Raw genomic sequence first — 18,346 nt, forward strand, 5'->3', positions numbered from 1 at the left:
GGTGAACGGCTCGGTGAACGGTTCGGTGAACGGGTTGGCGCCCAGCGCCTCCGTGAACGGCTCCGTGAAGGGTTCGGTGAACGGCTCCGTGAACGGCTCCGTGAAGGGCTCCGTGAACGGGTTGGCGCCGAGTGCCTCGGTGAACGGTTCCGTGAAGGGCTCGGTGAACGGCTGGGCCGCTGCGCCGGCCGGTCGGGATGCCCCCTGCGCACCCCGACCAGCCGACTGAGCGGACCCGGCGCCGAGCCCCGTCGGCCGCCCGTTCGTCGCGCCCGGCTCGTGCCCGTCAGCACGGGCCGCGTTGCGCAGCCCGTCCCGCCAGGTGGGCGTCGCCGCGACGACCGCGACCCCGAGCGTGTCGAGCACGACGTCGATCGGGTTGGCGACGGAGAAGCTCCCGTCGTCCTCGCCGGCCCACAGCAGGCCGACGACGGCGCCGGTAGCGTCGACCACGACCGACCCGGAGTCCCCGCCTGCCGAGAAGCGCTCGTGGCCCTCGACGGGCTCGACCCGGATCTGGTCGCGCAGCGTCCGCAGCCCGACCCCGGGGCCGAAGTCCACGGCGGTCGTGTAGTCGGTCGACGCGACGGTGCCGACGGTGACGCCGGTCGTGCGGCCGGACTTGCGGACGGTGGACCCGACGACCGCGCGCTGCGTCCCGGTGACAGGCCCGATCCCCAGGATCCCGGGCAGCCACGGAGCGCCGGGCGCGAGCGCGACCACGGCGGCGTCGATCCGATCCGTCACCGCGCCGCGCACGAGCGCGCCGAACCGGTCGGAGCCGGGCTTGCCGCCGTCGGCGAGTGCGGGCTGGATCCAGCGGCTGCCGACGTCCTCGCGGCCGTCACCGGCGGCGACGTGCCAGTTGGTGAGGGCGAAGGCGCGCCCCGTGTGCCGCTCGCGCACGACGACGCCGAGCGTGCCGTTGACGCTGCGGAGCTGGGCCTGGCCGTCCACGGGGATGGTGACGGCGTCCGAGGGGCCGATGCTGAGCCCGCCGACCAGGGGCCGGAGCCGACCGGGCTGGACCGCGGTGCCGACCGCCGTGGCGAGGCTCAACGGCGAGACGCGGCCTGCGACGACGTCGGTCGGCACGCCGTCGATCGTCTCGGGGATGCGGTCGGCGTCGGTCAGCTCGTCGAGCGGACGCTTGCGCTCGACGTGCACGACGATCGCCTGCTGGCCGGTCGGGCGGCCGTGCGACCACTTCTCGGCGATGTCGACGCCGACGACGCCCGCGCGGGCCAGGAGCACGTCCTCGATGCCGCGCTTCGTCGGGCGGATCCGGGCGCGCGCGTCGGCACCGGCCTGTGCTGTGCCGGGCGTCGCGGCGCCGGAGGCTGCGGTGTCAGGGGAGGACTCGGGCGCGGGGCCGGAGTCGGAGCGGGGGTCCTGCTCGGACATGGGGCTGACACTCCTCGTGGGTACGGGCGGTGGGCCGGGCGTCTCTCGGCTGGGCCGAGCCGCAGGTCAGGAGCAGGCGGCGGCGGCCCAGATACATCCGGCGACGACTGCTGCGACGAGAGCGTCGCGTTCAGTACCTTCGGGGCGCGCGCGCTGCGCCGTCGCCGACTCGGGTGTCCTTCGTTCGGGTGAACCTGGCGCGCGCGGACGGGCGGCGTATCTGGCGCCTCGCCGCGTGCTCCTCGTCGTCGACCCGTGAGGTGCGTGCCGCAGATGCCTTGTCGGGTTTGTCCTGGCCGTCCTAGTGTCAGAAGGCGGTCGTCCGACGACCGGTCGAGTGAGGGGTCTGATGATGAGTGACGACCTGGTGGAGCCGGTGGACACCGCGCTCCGCGGCCAGGGGGAGGGGCTCGCCGACCAGGCGGCCCGTGCTGTGGTGGCGTACCGGGAGGGTGACCGTGCACCGATGGCGGCCCTCGTGCAGGTCATGACGCCCTTGCTCTGGCACACGGTGCGAGCGCAGGGCGCCGGGACCGAGCAGGCGCAGGACATCGTGCAGAACGTCTGGCTCGCGCTGGTGCGCGAGATCGACACGATCCGGGACCCGCGGGCGACGTTGCAGTGGACCCTGGTGACCGCGAAGCGGGCCGCGTGGCGGGCAGTGCGGCGCTCGCGCGAGGAGGCCGCGCGGACCGACTCCGACGAGGCCGCCACGACCTGGCTGACCGCTCCTGCCGACGAGCTCCCCGACGCACGCGCGCTGCGCGACGAGCGTGACCGTGTCCTGTGGGACCACGTGCGGGCCCTGCCCGAGCGGTGCCGCCGGCTCCTCGGGCTCGTCGCGATGGTCGACCGACCGGACTACACCGTGGTCTCGCAAGCCCTGGGCATGCCGGTCGGCAGCATCGGTCCCACCCGCGGACGGTGCCTCGCGAAGCTGCGCGTCTCCCTCTCCTCCGACCCTTCCTGGAGCATGTCATGACTGACGACGCGACCCTCGCGCTCGTCGCAGCCGCGGGCGTCGACGACCTGGACCTCGAGATCCTGGGCCGCCTCGCGACCCTGGTCGACGCGGCCGACCCCGTGCCCGAGGGGCTCATCGACAGCATCGGCCTCGCGCTGACGATGGAGCTGCTCAACGCGGAGCTCGCCGAGCTGCACCTCGTCGGTGAGCCCGCACTCGCGGTGCGCGCCGACGAGACGAGCATCGAGGCGGGGACCATCACGTTCACGACCGACGTGCTCACGGTGATGATCTCGGTGCACCACGAGAACGACCGCGTGCGGGTCGACGGGTGGGCGGCGCCGGCGGGTGAGCTCGTCGTCGAGCTGCACCACGCGGGTCATGTCGAGACCACGACGTCCGACGAGGACGGCAGGTTCGCCTTCGTGGAGCTCGAGCGTGGTCCCGCGCGGCTCGTGCTGCGCCGGGCGTCGGACCCGACGATGCCTGTCGTGACACCACAGATCGAGCTCTAGCCGAGACCATGACCGAGAGCACCGGACCGGTCGACGCCGGGCCGTTGCCGGGTGACGATCCCCACCGCGCCGCCCTGGAGCGCGTCGCGGTCGACGTCGCGCTCGCGGAGGCGGACAACGCCGAGGGGCACCCCGGCATGGCCAGGCGCCGGCTGGTGGCGGCGCTCGCCCAGCTGGACCGCACGGGTGCGCCTGAGGGCGGCGAGCTGACCGACCCGCTGCGCGTGCGGGTGCGAGCGCGCGCGCTCATGGAGCTCGCGAAGTGCGAGTTCGAGACGCGCGGCGGGCCGCAGGCGGCGCTCGCCCAGCTCGACGGTCTCGTCGCGGCGGGTGCCGCGCACGCCTGGCCGGGGATCGTGCCGGCGGCGGCGGGCGTCCGCGGCCTGCTCGCGCTGCGTGCGGGCCGGCAGGAGGAGGCCCTGGTGGCGCTCGACGCCGCGGTCGAGCAGATCGAGGTCGCGGACCCGGTCGACGGCTGCCGGGCCCTGCTGAACCGCGGCACCCTGCACAGCGAGCGGCGCGACGTCGTGGCGGCCCGGGCGGACTACGAGGAGTGCGCTCGGCGTGCGCAGGCGGCCGGGTTCTCCCTGCTGGTGTTCAAGGCCGAGCACAACCTCGGCTACCTGCACTTCCACGAGGGGCGCCTGCCGGAGGCCCTCGCGTCGATGGAGGCCGCGGCGCGCAGCCTGCCCGGGCCCGTTCGGCCCACCGCGTTGCGGGACCGCAGCGAGGTGCTGCTCGAGGCGGGGCTCGTCGGCGTGGCGGACGAGATCCTCGCGCAGGCGGCGCAGATGTTCGCCGACGAGAGGCTGCCGCGCGAGGTGGCCGAGTGCGAGCTGGGCCGCGCGGAGTGCGCGCTCCTGCGGGGCGACCCGGTCGCGGCTCGGCACTGGGCGACGAGTGCGCGTCGGCGCTTCCAGCGTCGTGGCGACGAGGCGTGGGTGGTCCGCTCGGCGCTCCTGGCACTGCAGGCGGACGCCGCGGTCTTCGCGCAGCAGCCCGAGGGCAGGGCGTCGCGCTCGGGGTGGGCGGGGGTCGCTCGTCGGGCCGCGGAGGTCGAGGAGCTGTGCCGGACGACGGGACGCCCGACGTGGCAGCGCGCGGCCACGTACCTGCGGATCGAGGCAGACCTCGCGCGCGGCGCGGGTCCGGACCCGGCACGTGTGCTCGACGGGCTCGGTGCGGTCAGCACGGACGAGCCTCTGACGCTCCGGCTGCACGGGCGCCGGCTGCGCGCGCTCCTGGCGGCCGCGGCGGGGCAGCCCCAGCGCGCGTCCCACCACGTGCGGGCGGGCCAGCGCGACCTGGCGCTGCACCGCAGCCGGTTCGGGTCGCTCGACCTGCGGACGGCGGGCGCGGTGCACGGCACGGCGCTGTCGGTGCTCGACATGCGCCTCGCGCTCGCCACGGGGCGACCGGAACCGGTGCTGGAGTGCGTCGAGCGCGTGCGCGCGGTGATGGGAGGCGCGCCGCGCGTCAACCCGCCGACGGACCCGGACGCCGCTGAGCTGCTCGCGCAGCTGCGCAGGCTCGTCGAGGGCAGCCGACCGGTCACGGGGCGTCCCGCGGCGGACCCCGAGCGGATCCGGCTGTTCGCCGAGGCGCAGCGCCTCAAGCACGAGATCCTCGCGCGCTCGTGGCACGAGCCGGGAAGCGCGCGCGACGAGCGCGAGGGCCGGGCGCACGAGGTGCGCGCCGTGCTCGACAACCAGCCCCGCACCACTCTCCTGGACGTGATCGACCACCAGGGTCGCCTCCTGGCCGTGCGCATGGACAAGAGCGGCGCGCGCCTCACGGAGCTCGGCGAGGCGGCCGACGCGGCCGAGCTGGTGCGGCGCGTGCACGCGGACCTCGAGGTCGTCGCGAACCCCCTGGTGCCCGCGGAGCTGCGGGCGGTCGCGAACCGGTCGCTGCGCGCCGGGCTGGACCGGCTCGACGGCACGCTGGCCCCGGTGCTCGACGACGCCGACGAGCTCGTCGTCGTCGCGGGCGGGTGGCTGGGCGTGCTGCCGTGGTCGATGCTGCCGTCGCGGCGCGGGACCCCGACCGTCGTCGCGCCGTCCGTGCACCACTGGATGCGGTACTCGGGTGCCGGGCTGCCGGGCGCGCCGGTGACCGCCGCCGCGGGCCCGGGGCTGGTGCACGCCGCCGACGAGGCGAGGCGCGTCGCCGACCTGTGGCCGGGGGCGCGCGCCCTCGTCGACGACGACGCCTCGGTCGCGACCGTGGCCGAGGCGCTCTCGTCGCCCGGGATCGTCCACCTCGCCGCCCACGGCCGGCACGAGCCCGACAACCCGCTGTTCTCGTCGCTGCGGCTCGCGGACGGCCCGCTGTTCGCCCACGAGCTCGACGCCGGCGGCGAGGTGCCCGACCTCGTGCTCCTGTCGTCGTGCGAGGTGGGCCGCGCGACGATCCGGCACGGGGGAGAGGCGCTCGGGCTCGCGAGCGTGCTGCTGCGCACGGGCGTGGGGTGCGTGGTCGCGGCGATCGCGCCGCTGCCGGACGAGACCGCGATGCGCGTCATGACGAGCGTGCACGAGAGGCTCGCGGCCGGGGTCCCGGTCGCGGAGGCGGTCGCGGCGGCGTGCGACGAGCACGAGCGCTCGCAGGGCGACCTGGTGCCGCTCGTGTGCCTGGGTGCCCCCGTCTGACCAGCGCGATTTGGTCGCTCGTCGGGCGTGACGTAGTCTCGTCGTGCCCAAGACCGCCGGTCGTCGGTCCGCTCGTCGGACCAACCGAAGTCCCGCAGCTCGCGGAGGCCAGCGCAGGTGAGAGTTCTACACGATGGTGCGGTTCGTCCGCGCCGGTCTGTCGAGCCCCGCGCCTGCGCGGGGCTCTTCGTCGTTCTGGGGGACGGGGACCGGCACCACCATCGGAAGGATTGCCATGGCGAGGCCGGACAAGGCAGCCGCCGTCGCGGAGATCGCGGACAAGTTCCGCGAGTCCAACGCGGCCGTGCTGACCGAGTACCGCGGGCTCACCGTGGCGCAGCTCAAGACGCTGCGTCGCGCGCTCGGCGGCAACGCAACCTACGCCGTGGTGAAGAACACGCTGACCGCGATCGCGGCCAAGGAAGCCGGCCTGACGGGCCTCGACGACGAGCTCGCGGGCCCGTCGGCGATCGCCTTCGTCACCGGCGACCCGGTCGAGGCCGCCAAGGGTCTGCGTGACTTCGCCAAGGCGAACCCTGCACTGGTCATCAAGGGGGGCGTCCTCGACGGCCGCGCCCTGACCGCTGCAGAGGTCACCAAGCTCGCGGACCTCGAGACCCGTGAGGTCCTGCTGGCCAAGGCGGCCGGTGCGATGAAGGCCAAGCTCTACCAGGCTGCCTACGTCTTCACCGCGAACACCGCCCAGGCCGCTCGCGTCATCGATGCCCTGCGTCAGAAGCAGGAGTCGGAAGGTGCGGCTGCCTGATCCGGCTCACGCCTGATCTCGCACCGCGCATCACCCCACATCCCGCTTCGGACGCGTGCGCGTCCCGGAGCACCGAAGAAAGGAACGCCTCTCATGGCGAAGCTCACCACTGAGGAGCTCATCGAGCAGTTCAAGGGTCTGACCCTGATCGAGCTGTCCGAGTTCGTGAAGGCCTTCGAGGAGGTCTTCGAGGTCACCGCTGCTGCCCCCGTCGCCGTCGCCGCCGCGCCGGCCGCCGGTGGTGCTGGTGCCGACGCCGCCGCCGAGGAGGAGAAGGACTCGTTCGACGTCGTCCTGACCGCCGCCGGTGACAAGAAGATCCAGGTCATCAAGGAGGTGCGCGCGCTCACGTCGCTCGGCCTCAAGGAGGCCAAGGACCTCGTCGACGAGGCGCCGAAGCCGGTGCTCGAGGGCGTCAACAAGGAGACGGCTGAGAAGGCGAAGGCGCAGCTCGAGGGCGCCGGCGCTTCGGTCGAGCTCAAGTGATCTGACTCCGCGCGGGGCTCGTCCCCGTCGCGGAGACGCTCACGCACGAAGGCCCGCCACCCCGTCCGGGGCGGCGGGCCTTCGTCGTGCGTGCGGCGGCCGGCAACTTCCCGTCGGGGTGTGGTCTGTGCCACCATGGCCGCGGCGACAACGAGGTCGCCCGCCTGGCCGAAGGGCCGGGCGCGGACGCGGATCCGTCGGTCCGGCTGGAGCGAGCACCGGGTGGGTGCACCGTCGAGGTGCACCACGGGGGTGCGGCGCTCGCCGACCGGGTGGACTTCCGTCAGGGGGCCGAGTATGCTAGCGCTTTGCGCTGGCCTGTGCCCGCGATCTCAGATATCCCGAGCCGGATCTTGACGTATGTGCGCGTCGAGATCCGCCGTCGAGGCTGGGGGTCGCGCCTTGCCAGGCGGCGCAGCGTGCCTCTCGACCGCAGGGAAGGACCCCTCTTGGCTGCCTCGCGCACCCCTTCTGCACCGTCCGCCGACGCCATCGCGAACCGCACCGCATCCCGCCGCATCTCCTTCGCCAAGATCCACGAGCCGCTCGAGGTCCCTGACCTGCTCGGCCTGCAGACCGAGAGCATGGACTGGCTGCTGGGCAACGAGCGGTGGCAGGCGCGCGTGGCCGCGGCTCTCGAGGACGGTCGCAACGACGTCCCGCAGACCGCCGGCCTCGAGGAGATCTTCGAGGAGATCTCCCCGATCGAGGACTTCGGCGGCACCATGTCGCTCTCCTTCCGCGAGCACCGCTTCGAGCCGGCGAAGTACACGGCCGAGGAGTGCAAGGAGAAGGACTTCACCTTCGCCGCCCCGCTGTTCGTGACGGCCGAGTTCGTCAACTACACGACCGGTGAGATCAAGAGCCAGACGGTCTTCATGGGCGACTTCCCGCTCATGACCGAGCGCGGCACGTTCATCATCAACGGCACCGAGCGCGTGGTCGTCTCGCAGCTCGTCCGTTCGCCCGGCGTGTACTTCGAGCGCACCGCCGACAAGACGTCCGACAAGGACGTCCTGACGGCCAAGGTCATCCCGAGCCGTGGCGCGTGGCTCGAGTTCGAGATCGACAAGCGCGACAACGTCGGCGTGCGCGTCGACCGCAAGCGCAAGCAGAACGCCACGGTGCTGCTCAAGGCGCTCGGCATGACCGAGGGCGAGATCCGCGAGGAGTTCGCGGCGTACCCGGCGGTCATCGACACGCTCGAGAAGGACCACGTCCAGACGCAGGACGAGGCGCTGCTGGACCTGTACCGCAAGATCCGCCCGGGCGAGCCGCCCACGGTCGAGGCCGGTCGCGCGCTCATCGAGAACTTCTACTTCAACCCGAAGCGCTACGACCTCGCGAAGGTCGGCCGCTACAAGGTCAACAAGAAGCTCGGCCAGGACGCGCCGCTGTCGGACTCGGTGCTCTCGCGCGAGGACGTCGTCGCGACGATCAAGTACCTCGCCGCGCTGCACATCGACCAGACCTCGCTGCCGGGCACGCGCAACGGTGAGTCGATCGAGATCCGCGTCGAGACGGACGACATCGACCACTTCGGCAACCGCCGCATCCGCGCGGTCGGCGAGCTCATCCAGAACCAGGTCCGCACGGGCCTGTCCCGGATGGAGCGCGTCGTGCGCGAGCGCATGACGACGCAGGACGTCGAGGCCATCACGCCGCAGACCTTGATCAACATCCGCCCGGTCGTGGCGTCGATCAAGGAGTTCTTCGGCACCTCGCAGCTCTCGCAGTTCATGGACCAGAACAACCCGCTCGCGGGGCTGACGCACAAGCGGCGTCTGTCGGCCCTCGGCCCGGGTGGTCTGTCCCGTGACCGCGCCGGCATGGAGGTCCGTGACGTCCACCCGTCGCACTACGGCCGCATGTGCCCGATCGAGACCCCTGAGGGTCCGAACATCGGTCTGATCGGCTCGCTCGCGTCGTTCGGTCGGATCAACCCGTTCGGCTTCGTCGAGACGCCGTACCGCCGGGTCGTGAAGGGTCGCGTCACGGACGAGGTGCACTACCTCACGGCCGACGACGAGGACCGTCACGTCATCGCCCAGGCGAACGCGCCCCTCAAGGAGAACGGCGAGTTCGAGGAGGACCGCGTCCTGGTCCGCACCAAGGGCGGGGAGATCGACTACATCCCCGGCGAGCTCATCGACTACATGGACGTCTCGCCGCGCCAGATGGTGTCGGTCGCGACGGCCCTGATCCCGTTCCTCGAGCACGACGACGCGAACCGCGCGCTCATGGGCGCCAACATGCAGCGCCAGGCCGTGCCGCTGGTCCGCTCCGAGGCCCCGCTGGTCGGCACCGGCATGGAGCGTCGTGCGGCCGTCGACGCCGGCGACGTGATCGTCGCGACGAAGCCCGGTGTCGTCACGGAGGTCTCGGCCGACCTCATCACGGTGGCGAACGACGACGCGACCTCCTCGACGTACCGCGTCGCGAAGTTCCGCCGCTCGAACCAGGGCACGTCCTACAACCAGCGCGTGCTGGTCGACGCCGGTCAGCGCGTCGAGGTGGGCTCGGTCCTCGCCGACGGCCCGGCCACGGACGAGGGCGAGCTCGCGCTCGGCCGCAACCTGCTGGTCGCGTTCATGTCGTGGGAGGGTCACAACTACGAGGACGCGATCATCCTGTCGCAGCGCCTCGTGCAGGACGACGTGCTGTCCTCGATCCACATCGAGGAGCACGAGGTCGACGCCCGTGACACCAAGCTCGGCCCCGAGGAGATCACGCGGGACATCCCGAACGTCTCCGAGGAGGTCCTCGCGGACCTCGACGAGCGCGGCATCATCCGCATCGGTGCCGAGGTCGCGGCCGGCGACGTGCTCGTCGGGAAGGTCACGCCCAAGGGCGAGACCGAGCTGACCCCGGAGGAGCGCCTGCTGCGTGCGATCTTCGGCGAGAAGGCGCGCGAGGTGCGCGACACCTCGCTCAAGGTCCCGCACGGCGAGTCCGGCACGGTCATCGAGGTGCGCACGTTCTCGCGCGAGGACGGCGACGAGCTGCCCGCGGGCGTCAACGAGCTGGTCCGCGTGTACATCGCGCAGCGCCGCAAGATCACGGACGGCGACAAGCTCGCCGGCCGTCACGGCAACAAGGGCGTCATCTCGAAGATCCTGCCGGTCGAGGACATGCCGTTCCTCGCCGACGGGACCGCCGTGGACGTCGTCCTCAACCCGCTCGGTGTGCCCGGCCGTATGAACGTCGGCCAGGTCCTCGAGACGCACCTGGGCTGGGTCGCCAAGCAGGGCTGGGACATCCAGCTCGCCGAGGGCGACGTGGCGTGGCGTGACGGTGTCCCGGCGATCGCCGCCTCGTCGCAGCCGGGCAACCCGGTCGCGACGCCCGTGTTCGACGGTGTCCCGGAGCAGACCCTGACGGGGCTGCTCGGCTCGACGCTGCCGAACCGTGACGGCGAGCGCATGGTCGGCTCGGACGGCAAGGCGCGTCTGTTCGACGGCCGCTCCGGCGAGCCGTTCCCGGACGCGGTGTCGGTCGGCTACATGTACATCCTGAAGCTGCACCACCTGGTGGACGACAAGATCCACGCGCGTTCGACCGGCCCGTACTCGATGATCACGCAGCAGCCGCTGGGTGGTAAGGCGCAGTTCGGCGGCCAGCGCTTCGGCGAGATGGAGGTCTGGGCCCTCGAGGCGTACGGCGCGGCCTACACGCTGCAGGAGCTCCTGACCATCAAGTCGGACGACGTCCCGGGCCGCGTGAAGGTGTACGAGGCCATCGTCAAGGGCGAGAACATCCCCGACTCGGGCATCCCGGAGTCGTTCAAGGTCCTGCTCAAGGAGATGCAGTCGCTCTGCCTGAACGTCGAGGTGCTGTCGTCCGACGGCGTCTCGATCGACATGAAGGAGAACGACGACGAGGTCTACCGCGCAGCGGAGGAGCTCGGCATCGACCTGTCGCGTCGCCCCAACGCCAGCAGCGTCGAAGAGATCTGACGTCGAGCCCCGGTCCGGCTGCCCAGCAGGGATGCCGGACCGGGGGCCCGCACCCCTTTAGCAACATTTCCGTCCGCCGGACACCCGCGAGCACGCGGGCCGGCAAGCGAAGGAAGTAGGACCACCCTTGCTCGACGTCAACGTCTTCGACGAGCTGCGTATCGGCCTGGCCACGGCCGACGACATCCGTGCCTGGTCGCACGGCGAGGTCAAGAAGCCCGAGACCATCAACTACCGGACCCTGAAGCCGGAGAAGGATGGCCTGTTCTGCGAGAAGATCTTCGGTCCCACCCGGGACTGGGAGTGCAACTGCGGCAAGTACAAGCGCGTGCGCTTCAAGGGCATCATCTGCGAGCGCTGCGGCGTCGAGGTGACCCGTTCCAAGGTGCGCCGTGAGCGCATGGGCCACATCGAGCTGGCCGCCCCCGTCACGCACATCTGGTTCTTCAAGGGTGTGCCGTCGCGTCTGGGCTACCTGCTCGACCTCGCGCCGAAGGACCTCGAGAAGGTCATCTACTTCGCGGCCTACATGATCACGTGGGTCGACGTCGACGGTCGTCAGGAAGACCTCCCGAACCTCCAGAACGAGATCGACCTGGAGCGCAAGGAGATCACCGACCGCCGCGACAACGACATCAACAACCGCGCCGCGAAGCTCGAGGCCGACCTGGCCGAGCTCGAGGCCGAGGGTGCCAAGGCCGACGCGCGCCGCAAGGTCCGCGACTCGGCCGAGCGCGAGATGGCGCAGATCCGCAAGCGTGCCGACGCGGAGGTCGACCGTCTCGACCAGGTGTGGGACCGGTTCAAGAACCTCAAGGTCGCCGACCTCGAGGGCGACGAGCTGCTCTACCGCCAGCTGCAGGACCGCTACGGCAACTACTTCGAGGGCTCGATGGGCGCCGCGGCGATCCAGAAGCGCCTCGAGGCCTTCGACCTGGAGGCCGAGTCGGACAACCTGCGCGAGATCATCAAGACGGGCAAGGGCCAGCGCAAGACGCGTGCCCTCAAGCGTCTGAAGGTCGTCAACGCGTTCCTCACCACGACCAACTCGCCCACGGGCATGGTCCTCGACGCCGTCCCGGTCATCCCGCCGGACCTGCGCCCGATGGTCCAGCTCGACGGTGGCCGCTTCGCGACCTCCGACCTGAACGACCTGTACCGCCGCGTCATCAACCGGAACAACCGCCTCAAGCGGCTCCTGGACCTGGGCGCGCCGGAGATCATCGTCAACAACGAGAAGCGGATGCTCCAGGAGGCCGTGGACTCGCTGTTCGACAACGGCCGTCGTGGCCGCCCCGTCACGGGCCCCGGCAACCGTCCGCTGAAGTCGATCTCCGACATGCTCAAGGGCAAGCAGGGCCGGTTCCGCCAGAACCTGCTCGGCAAGCGCGTCGACTACTCGGGCCGTTCGGTCATCGTCGTCGGCCCGCAGCTCAAGCTGCACCAGTGCGGCCTGCCCAAGCAGATGGCGCTCGAGCTGTTCAAGCCGTTCGTCATGAAGCGTCTGGTGGACCTCAACCACGCGCAGAACATCAAGTCCGCCAAGCGCATGGTCGAGCGCGCGCGCCCGGTCGTGTGGGACGTGCTCGAGGAGGTCATCACCGAGCACCCGGTGCTGCTGAACCGTGCACCCACGCTGCACCGTCTGGGCATCCAGGCGTTCGAGCCGCAGCTCGTCGAGGGCAAGGCGATCCACCTGCACCCGCTCGTCTGCGCCGCGTTCAACGCGGACTTCGACGGTGACCAGATGGCCGTCCACCTGCCCCTGAGCGCCGAGGCGCAGGCCGAGGCCCGCATCCTCATGCTCTCGAGCAACAACATCCTCAAGCCGTCGGACGGCCGTCCGGTGACCATGCCCTCGCAGGACATGATCATCGGCCTGTTCCACCTGACGTCGGACAAGCCGGAGGCCACGGGCGCCGGCCGGGCGTTCAGCTCGGTCTCCGAGGCGATCATGGCGTTCGACCAGGGTTCGCTCGACCTGAACGCGGTCGTCAAGATCCGCTTCGACGACCTGGTGCTCGGCGAGGACGCGGCGCCCGAGGGCTGGGAGCCGGGCCAGACGCTGCTGTTCGAGACGACGCTCGGCCGTGCGCTCTTCAACGAGCTGCTGCCGGTCGACTACCCGTACGAGAACGGCGTCGTCGACAAGAAGCGCCTGTCGGTCATCGTCAACGACCTCGCCGAGCGCTACCCGAAGGTCGCCGTCGCGGCGTCCCTCGACGCGCTCAAGGAGGCCGGTTTCCGCTGGGCCACGCGCTCGGGCGTGACCATCGCCATCTCCGACGTCGCGACGCCGGCGGCGAAGGCCGCGATCCTCGAGGAGCACGAGGCGCGCGCCGCCAAGGTGCAGGGCCAGTACGAGAAGGGCCTCATCACCGACGACGAGCGTCGTCAGGAGCTCATCGAGATCTGGACGCAGGCCACCGACAAGGTCGCCAAGGCGATGCAGGAGAACTTCCCTGCGCGCAACACGGTGTACCGGATGGTCGGCTCGGGCGCGCGTGGTAACTGGATGCAGGTCCGTCAGATCGCCGGTATGCGCGGTCTCGTGGCGAACCCGAAGGGCGAGATCATCCCTCGTCCGATCAAGTCCAACTACCGCGAGGGCCTGTCCGTCCTCGAGTACTTCATCGCCACGCACGGTGCCCGCAAGGGTCTGGCGGACACCGCTCTGCGGACCGCCGACTCGGGTTACCTCACGCGTCGTCTGGTGGACGTCTCGCAGGACGTCATCGTCCGCGAGGACGACTGCGGCACCGAGCGCGGCCTGACGATGCCGATCGGCGTCCCGGGTGGCGACGGCGCGCTGCGTCGTCACGACAAGGTCGAGACCAGCGTCTACTCGCGCACGCTCGCGACGGACATCGAGGTCGACGGCGAGGTCATCGGTCACGCCGGTGACGACGTCGGCGACGTGCTGCTCGACCGTCTGCTCGAGTCGGGTGTCGACACGCTCAAGGTGCGCTCGGTGCTCACCTGCGAGTCGCGCGTCGGCACGTGCGCCAAGTGCTACGGCCGCTCGCTGGCCACCGGCAAGCTCGTCGACATCGGTGAGGCCGTCGGCATCATCGCGGCCCAGTCGATCGGCGAGCCCGGCACGCAGCTGACGATGCGTACCTTCCACACCGGTGGTGTCGCCTCCGCGGAGGACATCACGCAGGGTCTGCCGCGTGTCCAGGAGCTCTTCGAGGCCCGCACCCCCAAGGGTGAGGCGCCGATCGCGGAGTTCTCGGGTCGCGTGGTGATCGAGGAGGGTGACCGTTCGCGGCGCATCGTCCTGACCCCGGACGACGGCTCGGAGGAGATCGCCTACCCGATCACCAAGCGCTCCCGCCTGCTGGTCAACGACGGCGACCACGTCGTCGTCGGGACCCAGCTGGTCCAGGGTGCCGTGGACCCGAAGAAGGTCCTGCGCATCCTCGGCCCGCGCAAGACGCAGGAGCACCTGGTCGACGAGGTGCAGGAGGTCTACCGCTCGCAGGGCGTGGACATCCACGACAAGCACATCGAGGTCATCGTGCGGCAGATGCTGCGTCGCGTGACGGTGCTCGACTCGGGCTCGACCGACCTGCTGCCCGGCGAGCTCGCCGAGCGTGGCCGGTTCGAGGACGCCAACCGTCAGGCGGTTGCCGAGGGCGGTCAGCCGGCCTCGGGTCGTCCCGAGCTCATGGGCATCACGAAGGCGTCGCTCGCGACCGACTCGTGGCTGTCGGCGGCCTCCTTCCAGGAGACCACCCGCGTGCTCACCGAGGCCGCCATGTCGGGTCGCAGCGACCCGCTGCTCGGCCTCAAGGAGAACGTCATCCTCGGCAAGCTCATCCCCGCCGGCACCGGTCTGCCCCGCTACCGCGACATCGCGGTGGAGCCGACGGAGGAGGCGAAGGCCGAGCTGTACCCGACGTTCGGCTACGACGAGATCGACTTCCCGGCCCTGGGCTTCGGCTCCGGCGAGGCGATCCCGCTCGAGGACATCGACTTCGGCGACCTGCGCTGACGTCGTACTCCTGATCCGACCCGAGGGGGTCCACCGCACCGCGGTGGGCCCCCTCGGGCGTTGACGCACGAGCTCGAGGTCGCCCGCGCGACCCGGCACGGACCGTGGCTATGCTGCCCGACATGTCCGTCTACTCCGATCCCGACGAGGTCCTCGCGCGCGTGCGCGACGACATCGCGGCCGCGCAACGACGCGCGGTGGCGGCCGGCGAGGTCCGGGACCGGATCGACGCCATCCGGGGCCGTGCGTCCTCGCCACGAGGGGACGTGCTGGTCGAGGTCGACGTCTCGGGACGGCTCACCGACCTCGAGCTCGCAGACGAGGCGCTCGACCGCGGCGGGCGCGAGCTGTCGCGGCTCGTCGTCGAGCTCGTCGGGCGGGCCGGCGCGGAGGCGGGCGCGCGGGCCGTGGCGGCCATGGAGGAGGCGTTCGGCGCCGACGACGGCGCGAGCGCGCACCTGCGCGCCGAGGTCGCCCAGCGCTGGGGGGCGACCCCGTGAGCAGCGAGCTCGTGCTCGACACCGAAGTGCTGCGCCGGCACGCGGGGCGGGTGCGCAGCCTCGGGTCGGACGTCGGGGCGGCGCGTTCGGCCGTGGGCTCGGCCGACCTGCACGGCGGCGCGTTCGGCGTCCTGTGCTCGTTCCTGCCGAGCATCGTGTCGGGCGCCGCGCGCGCGTCGCAGGACGCGATCGTGGAGCTGGACGGCGCGGTGTCCGCGGCGTCCACGGGGCTGACGGGCATGGCCGCCTCCTTCGAGGCCTGCGACGAACGGGTGGCCCTCGCGCTGCGCGCCCTGACGCGAGCGCTGGACGGCGCATGACCGACTCGCTCGTCGTCCCGGGGCAGGACACGACGACCGCGGTCTCCGGCACAGGGGTGGTCGAGTCGGTCCACGACCTGGCGCAGGCGCTGCAGGGCGGGTCGTGGCTGGAGGTGGGGCTGGCGGGCGTCGGCGCGGCGCTCGACGTGGCTGCCACCGTGGTCGACCCGCTCGGCTCGCTGATCGCGGCCGGGTTGGGCTGGCTGATGGATCACCTCGAGCCGCTCAAGGGCTGGCTGGACGACCTCACGGGTGATGCGGGCGCGGTCGCCGGGTTCGCGGGGACGTGGGACAACGTGGCCGCGGCGATGGGCACCGCGGGCGAGGACCTGAGCCACATGGCGCGTGCCGATCTCGAGGCGATGCAGGGTGCGGCGGTGGTGGCGTACGCCAGGTACGCCGACGACCTGGCGGCGAAGATGCGCGCGTCGTCGGCGTCGTCGTCGGCGGTGGCCTCCGCGCTGCGGACGTGCGCGACGGTCGTGCAGGTGGTGCACGACCTGGTGCGCGACACGATCGCCCAGCTCGTCGGCTCGATCATCTCGTGGGCGGCCGAGGCCGTGTTCACGCTCGGGCTGGCGACCCCGTGGATCGTCGGCCAGGTCTCGACGCGCGTGTCATCGCTCGCGACGCGGGTCGGCCGGTCGGTCGTCGACGTCGTGACCTCCGCGAAGTCCCTGAAGAACCTCGTCGAGGCGATGCGTGAGGCCCTCGCCCGCCTCGCCGCGAGCGTGCGCCGCTCGGCGGACGCGCCGCCCGCCCGGCCGGACGGGCCGGTCGTGCACACCGGCGGCGAGCACGGGCCGCGTCCGCGCCAGGACTGGCGTGCGGAGGAGTGGTCGGAGCGGGTCTACGACTCGCTGCGCGCGGACCCGGACCTCGCCGCGGACATGGCGCGGCACAACCCCGAGTTCTCGCAGGTCGACGTCGACCGCGCGATGGACCACGTGCTGCGCGACGAGCACCTGCTGGGCACTGACTACGATGACCCGTACACGGGGCGGTTCGACGCGAGCCCGGACATGGCGGAGGCCTTCGAGCGGCTGCGCTCGGGCACGGCGACCGAGCTCGACCGCATGCTCCTGCGCCACGAGATCGCCGAGGCGCGCTACATGGACGCGCATCCCGGTGCCTCGTACGCGCAGGCGCACCGGGCGGCGACCGAGGTGTCGGACTGGCGCTCGGCCCTCGACGCGAGCCGGAGGGGATGACGATGGCGGGCACGGCGTTCGGGCGCAAGGTCGCCGAGTCGGCGACGGAGGTGCGGTACGCCTTCGGGGAGACGCCGGTGGCCGACGAGGGTGTGCTGGTCATCCCGTTCGAGGACCTGGACGCGTGGTACGTCGAGGGCACGCAGGACCGTCCGATCTCCGCGCAGTGGGCGCTCGTGAAGGTGCTCCGGCTGCACCGACGCGAGGGAGCATGGCCGGAGAGAGCCGCGTTCTACTCGTGACCGCGGACGGCTCCGCGCACGGCTGACCAGCGCGGGCGGACCCCCGGTTGCGGCGCAGCGCGAGCACGGGCAGCGTCACAGTGCCGGTCCTTTGACGGTGTCCGGGCGAGGAAGGTAACGTTGGACACCGTGCCCGCGCCGTCGGGCCCTCGCGCGTGCACTCGCACGGGTGTCGTCCGCTTCGTACGGACCCGCCCCGCAGGTGCGCAGGGACACCAACCCCCGCCTCTCGTGCGGTCCCCGCCGCCCGGCTCCCGCTGGGCCTCGGAGCCGGAGGAGAACGGGGCGACACGCCCGAGCGCGTGGGTCGGTTCGGGACTCACGACCATGCGATAGCCGCGCGACGGGCGGCGACTCGCGCACTTGCCGGCCGTCCAGGGTGACGGGCACCGGTCGACCAGAGCTCATCTACCAGACGGAGACGTAGTGCCTACGATCCAGCAGCTGGTCCGCAAGGGCCGGCAGGCGAAGACGAACAAGTCGAAGACGCCTGCCCTCAAGGGCAGCCCGCAGCGTCGTGGCGTGTGCACGCGCGTGTACACCACGACCCCCAAGAAGCCGAACTCCGCTCTGCGCAAGGTCGCCCGTGTGCGCCTGTCGTCGGGCGTCGAGGTCACGGCCTACATCCCCGGCGTCGGCCACAACCTGCAGGAGCACTCGATCGTGCTCGTCCGCGGCGGTCGTGTGAAGGACCTGCCGGGTGTCCGCTACAAGATCGTGCGCGGCGCTCTCGACACGCAGGGCGTGAAGAACCGCAAGCAGGCGCGCAGCCGCTACGGCGCGAAGAAGGGCTGAACCGATGCCTCGTAAGGGTCCCGCCCCGAAGCGGCCGCTGATCGTCGACCCCGTCTACGGGTCGCCGGTCGTCACGCAGCTCATCAACAAGATCCTCCTCGACGGCAAGAAGACCGTCGCGGAGTCGATCGTCTACGGCGCGCTCGAGGGCGTGCGCGAGAAGACCCAGCAGGACCCGGTCGTCGTGCTCAAGCGCGCGCTCGACAACGTGCGTCCGTCGCTCGAGGTCAAGTCGCGTCGTGTCGGTGGTGCCACGTACCAGGTGCCGATCGAGGTGCGTCCCGTGCGCTCCACGACGCTCGCGCTGCGCTGGCTCACCGACTACTCGCGCGCTCGTCGCGAGAAGACGATGACCGAGCGCCTCATGAACGAGATCCTCGACGCGTCCAACGGCCTCGGTGCCGCTGTGAAGCGCCGGGAGGACATGCACAAGATGGCCGAGTCCAACCGGGCCTTCGCGCACTACCGCTGGTGATTCCAGCCGGTGCGGCCGGCACGCGTCAGCGTGTGCCGGCCGCACACCGAGCCAACCGACAAGG

Annotated in this window: 14 protein-coding genes; 13 read left to right on the forward strand and 1 reads right to left on the reverse strand. The window is 71.6% G+C overall.

Features of this window, described 5'->3' with window-relative positions; translation table 11 throughout:
- On the reverse strand, positions 1–1,404 hold a 1,404-nt coding region (locus CGE01nite_RS04060; protein ID WP_255318473.1), incomplete at its 3' end, for a chymotrypsin family serine protease.
- 352 nt (positions 1,405–1,756) lie between these two features.
- Between CGE01nite_RS04060 and CGE01nite_RS04065 the strand changes: the two genes are divergently transcribed.
- From CGE01nite_RS04065 to rpsG, 13 genes are all read left to right on the forward strand, one after another.
- Complete coding sequence (locus CGE01nite_RS04065; RefSeq protein ID WP_229747360.1) at positions 1,757–2,386, forward strand: RNA polymerase sigma factor; 630 nt, start codon at positions 1,757–1,759, stop codon at positions 2,384–2,386.
- Entirely contained in the window at positions 2,383–2,883 is a 501-nt protein-coding gene (locus CGE01nite_RS04070) for a carboxypeptidase regulatory-like domain-containing protein (RefSeq protein ID WP_141369161.1), read from the forward strand. The genes CGE01nite_RS04065 and CGE01nite_RS04070 overlap by 4 nt, the downstream gene beginning before the upstream one ends.
- A gap of 8 nt (positions 2,884–2,891) precedes the next feature.
- The gene (locus CGE01nite_RS04075; protein WP_048342512.1) at positions 2,892–5,534 is read left to right on the forward strand and encodes a CHAT domain-containing protein; all 2,643 of its coding nucleotides are present in this window, start codon (positions 2,892–2,894) and stop codon (positions 5,532–5,534) included.
- Positions 5,535–5,769: 235 nt separating this feature from the next.
- On the forward strand, positions 5,770–6,300 hold the full coding sequence (gene rplJ, locus CGE01nite_RS04080) for a 50S ribosomal protein L10 (protein WP_141369162.1): 531 nt from the start codon (positions 5,770–5,772) through the stop codon (positions 6,298–6,300).
- Between the two features lie 93 nt (positions 6,301–6,393).
- On the forward strand, positions 6,394–6,786 hold the full coding sequence (gene rplL, locus CGE01nite_RS04085) for a 50S ribosomal protein L7/L12 (protein ID WP_048342514.1): 393 nt from the start codon (positions 6,394–6,396) through the stop codon (positions 6,784–6,786).
- A 449-nt stretch (positions 6,787–7,235) separates the two neighbouring features.
- The gene (gene rpoB, locus CGE01nite_RS04090; RefSeq protein WP_048342515.1) at positions 7,236–10,742 is read left to right on the forward strand and encodes a DNA-directed RNA polymerase subunit beta; all 3,507 of its coding nucleotides are present in this window, start codon (positions 7,236–7,238) and stop codon (positions 10,740–10,742) included.
- A gap of 127 nt (positions 10,743–10,869) precedes the next feature.
- A complete protein-coding gene (locus tag CGE01nite_RS04095; protein ID WP_048342516.1) occupies positions 10,870–14,739 on the forward strand; it encodes a DNA-directed RNA polymerase subunit beta' in 3,870 nt (1,289 codons plus the stop codon).
- 122 nt (positions 14,740–14,861) lie between these two features.
- On the forward strand, positions 14,862–15,239 hold the full coding sequence (locus tag CGE01nite_RS04100; protein WP_170210892.1) for a YbaB/EbfC family nucleoid-associated protein: 378 nt from the start codon (positions 14,862–14,864) through the stop codon (positions 15,237–15,239).
- Positions 15,236–15,559 carry a type VII secretion target gene (locus CGE01nite_RS04105; RefSeq protein ID WP_048342517.1) on the forward strand — a complete coding sequence of 108 codons (324 nt, stop codon included), beginning with the start codon at positions 15,236–15,238 and terminating at the stop codon, positions 15,557–15,559. The genes CGE01nite_RS04100 and CGE01nite_RS04105 overlap by 4 nt, the downstream gene beginning before the upstream one ends.
- Positions 15,556–16,770 carry a hypothetical protein gene (locus tag CGE01nite_RS04110; RefSeq protein ID WP_141369168.1) on the forward strand — a complete coding sequence of 405 codons (1,215 nt, stop codon included), beginning with the start codon at positions 15,556–15,558 and terminating at the stop codon, positions 16,768–16,770. The genes CGE01nite_RS04105 and CGE01nite_RS04110 overlap by 4 nt, the downstream gene beginning before the upstream one ends.
- 2 nt (positions 16,771–16,772) lie before the next feature.
- Positions 16,773–17,012 (forward strand): hypothetical protein, encoded by a 240-nt coding sequence (locus CGE01nite_RS04115; RefSeq protein ID WP_048342518.1) that lies wholly within the window; start codon positions 16,773–16,775, stop codon positions 17,010–17,012.
- A gap of 426 nt (positions 17,013–17,438) precedes the next feature.
- Entirely contained in the window at positions 17,439–17,807 is a 369-nt protein-coding gene (rpsL, locus tag CGE01nite_RS04120) for a 30S ribosomal protein S12 (RefSeq protein WP_013882841.1), read from the forward strand.
- 4 nt (positions 17,808–17,811) lie between these two features.
- Positions 17,812–18,282: a 30S ribosomal protein S7 gene (gene rpsG / locus CGE01nite_RS04125; RefSeq protein WP_048342519.1), complete on the forward strand. Its 471-nt coding sequence runs from the start codon at positions 17,812–17,814 to the stop codon at positions 18,280–18,282.
- The last annotated feature ends 64 nt before the right edge of the window (positions 18,283–18,346 follow it).

This window comes from Cellulomonas gelida, assembly GCF_006538725.1.
GTDB classification, from domain to species: Bacteria; Actinomycetota; Actinomycetes; order Actinomycetales; family Cellulomonadaceae; genus Cellulomonas; species Cellulomonas gelida.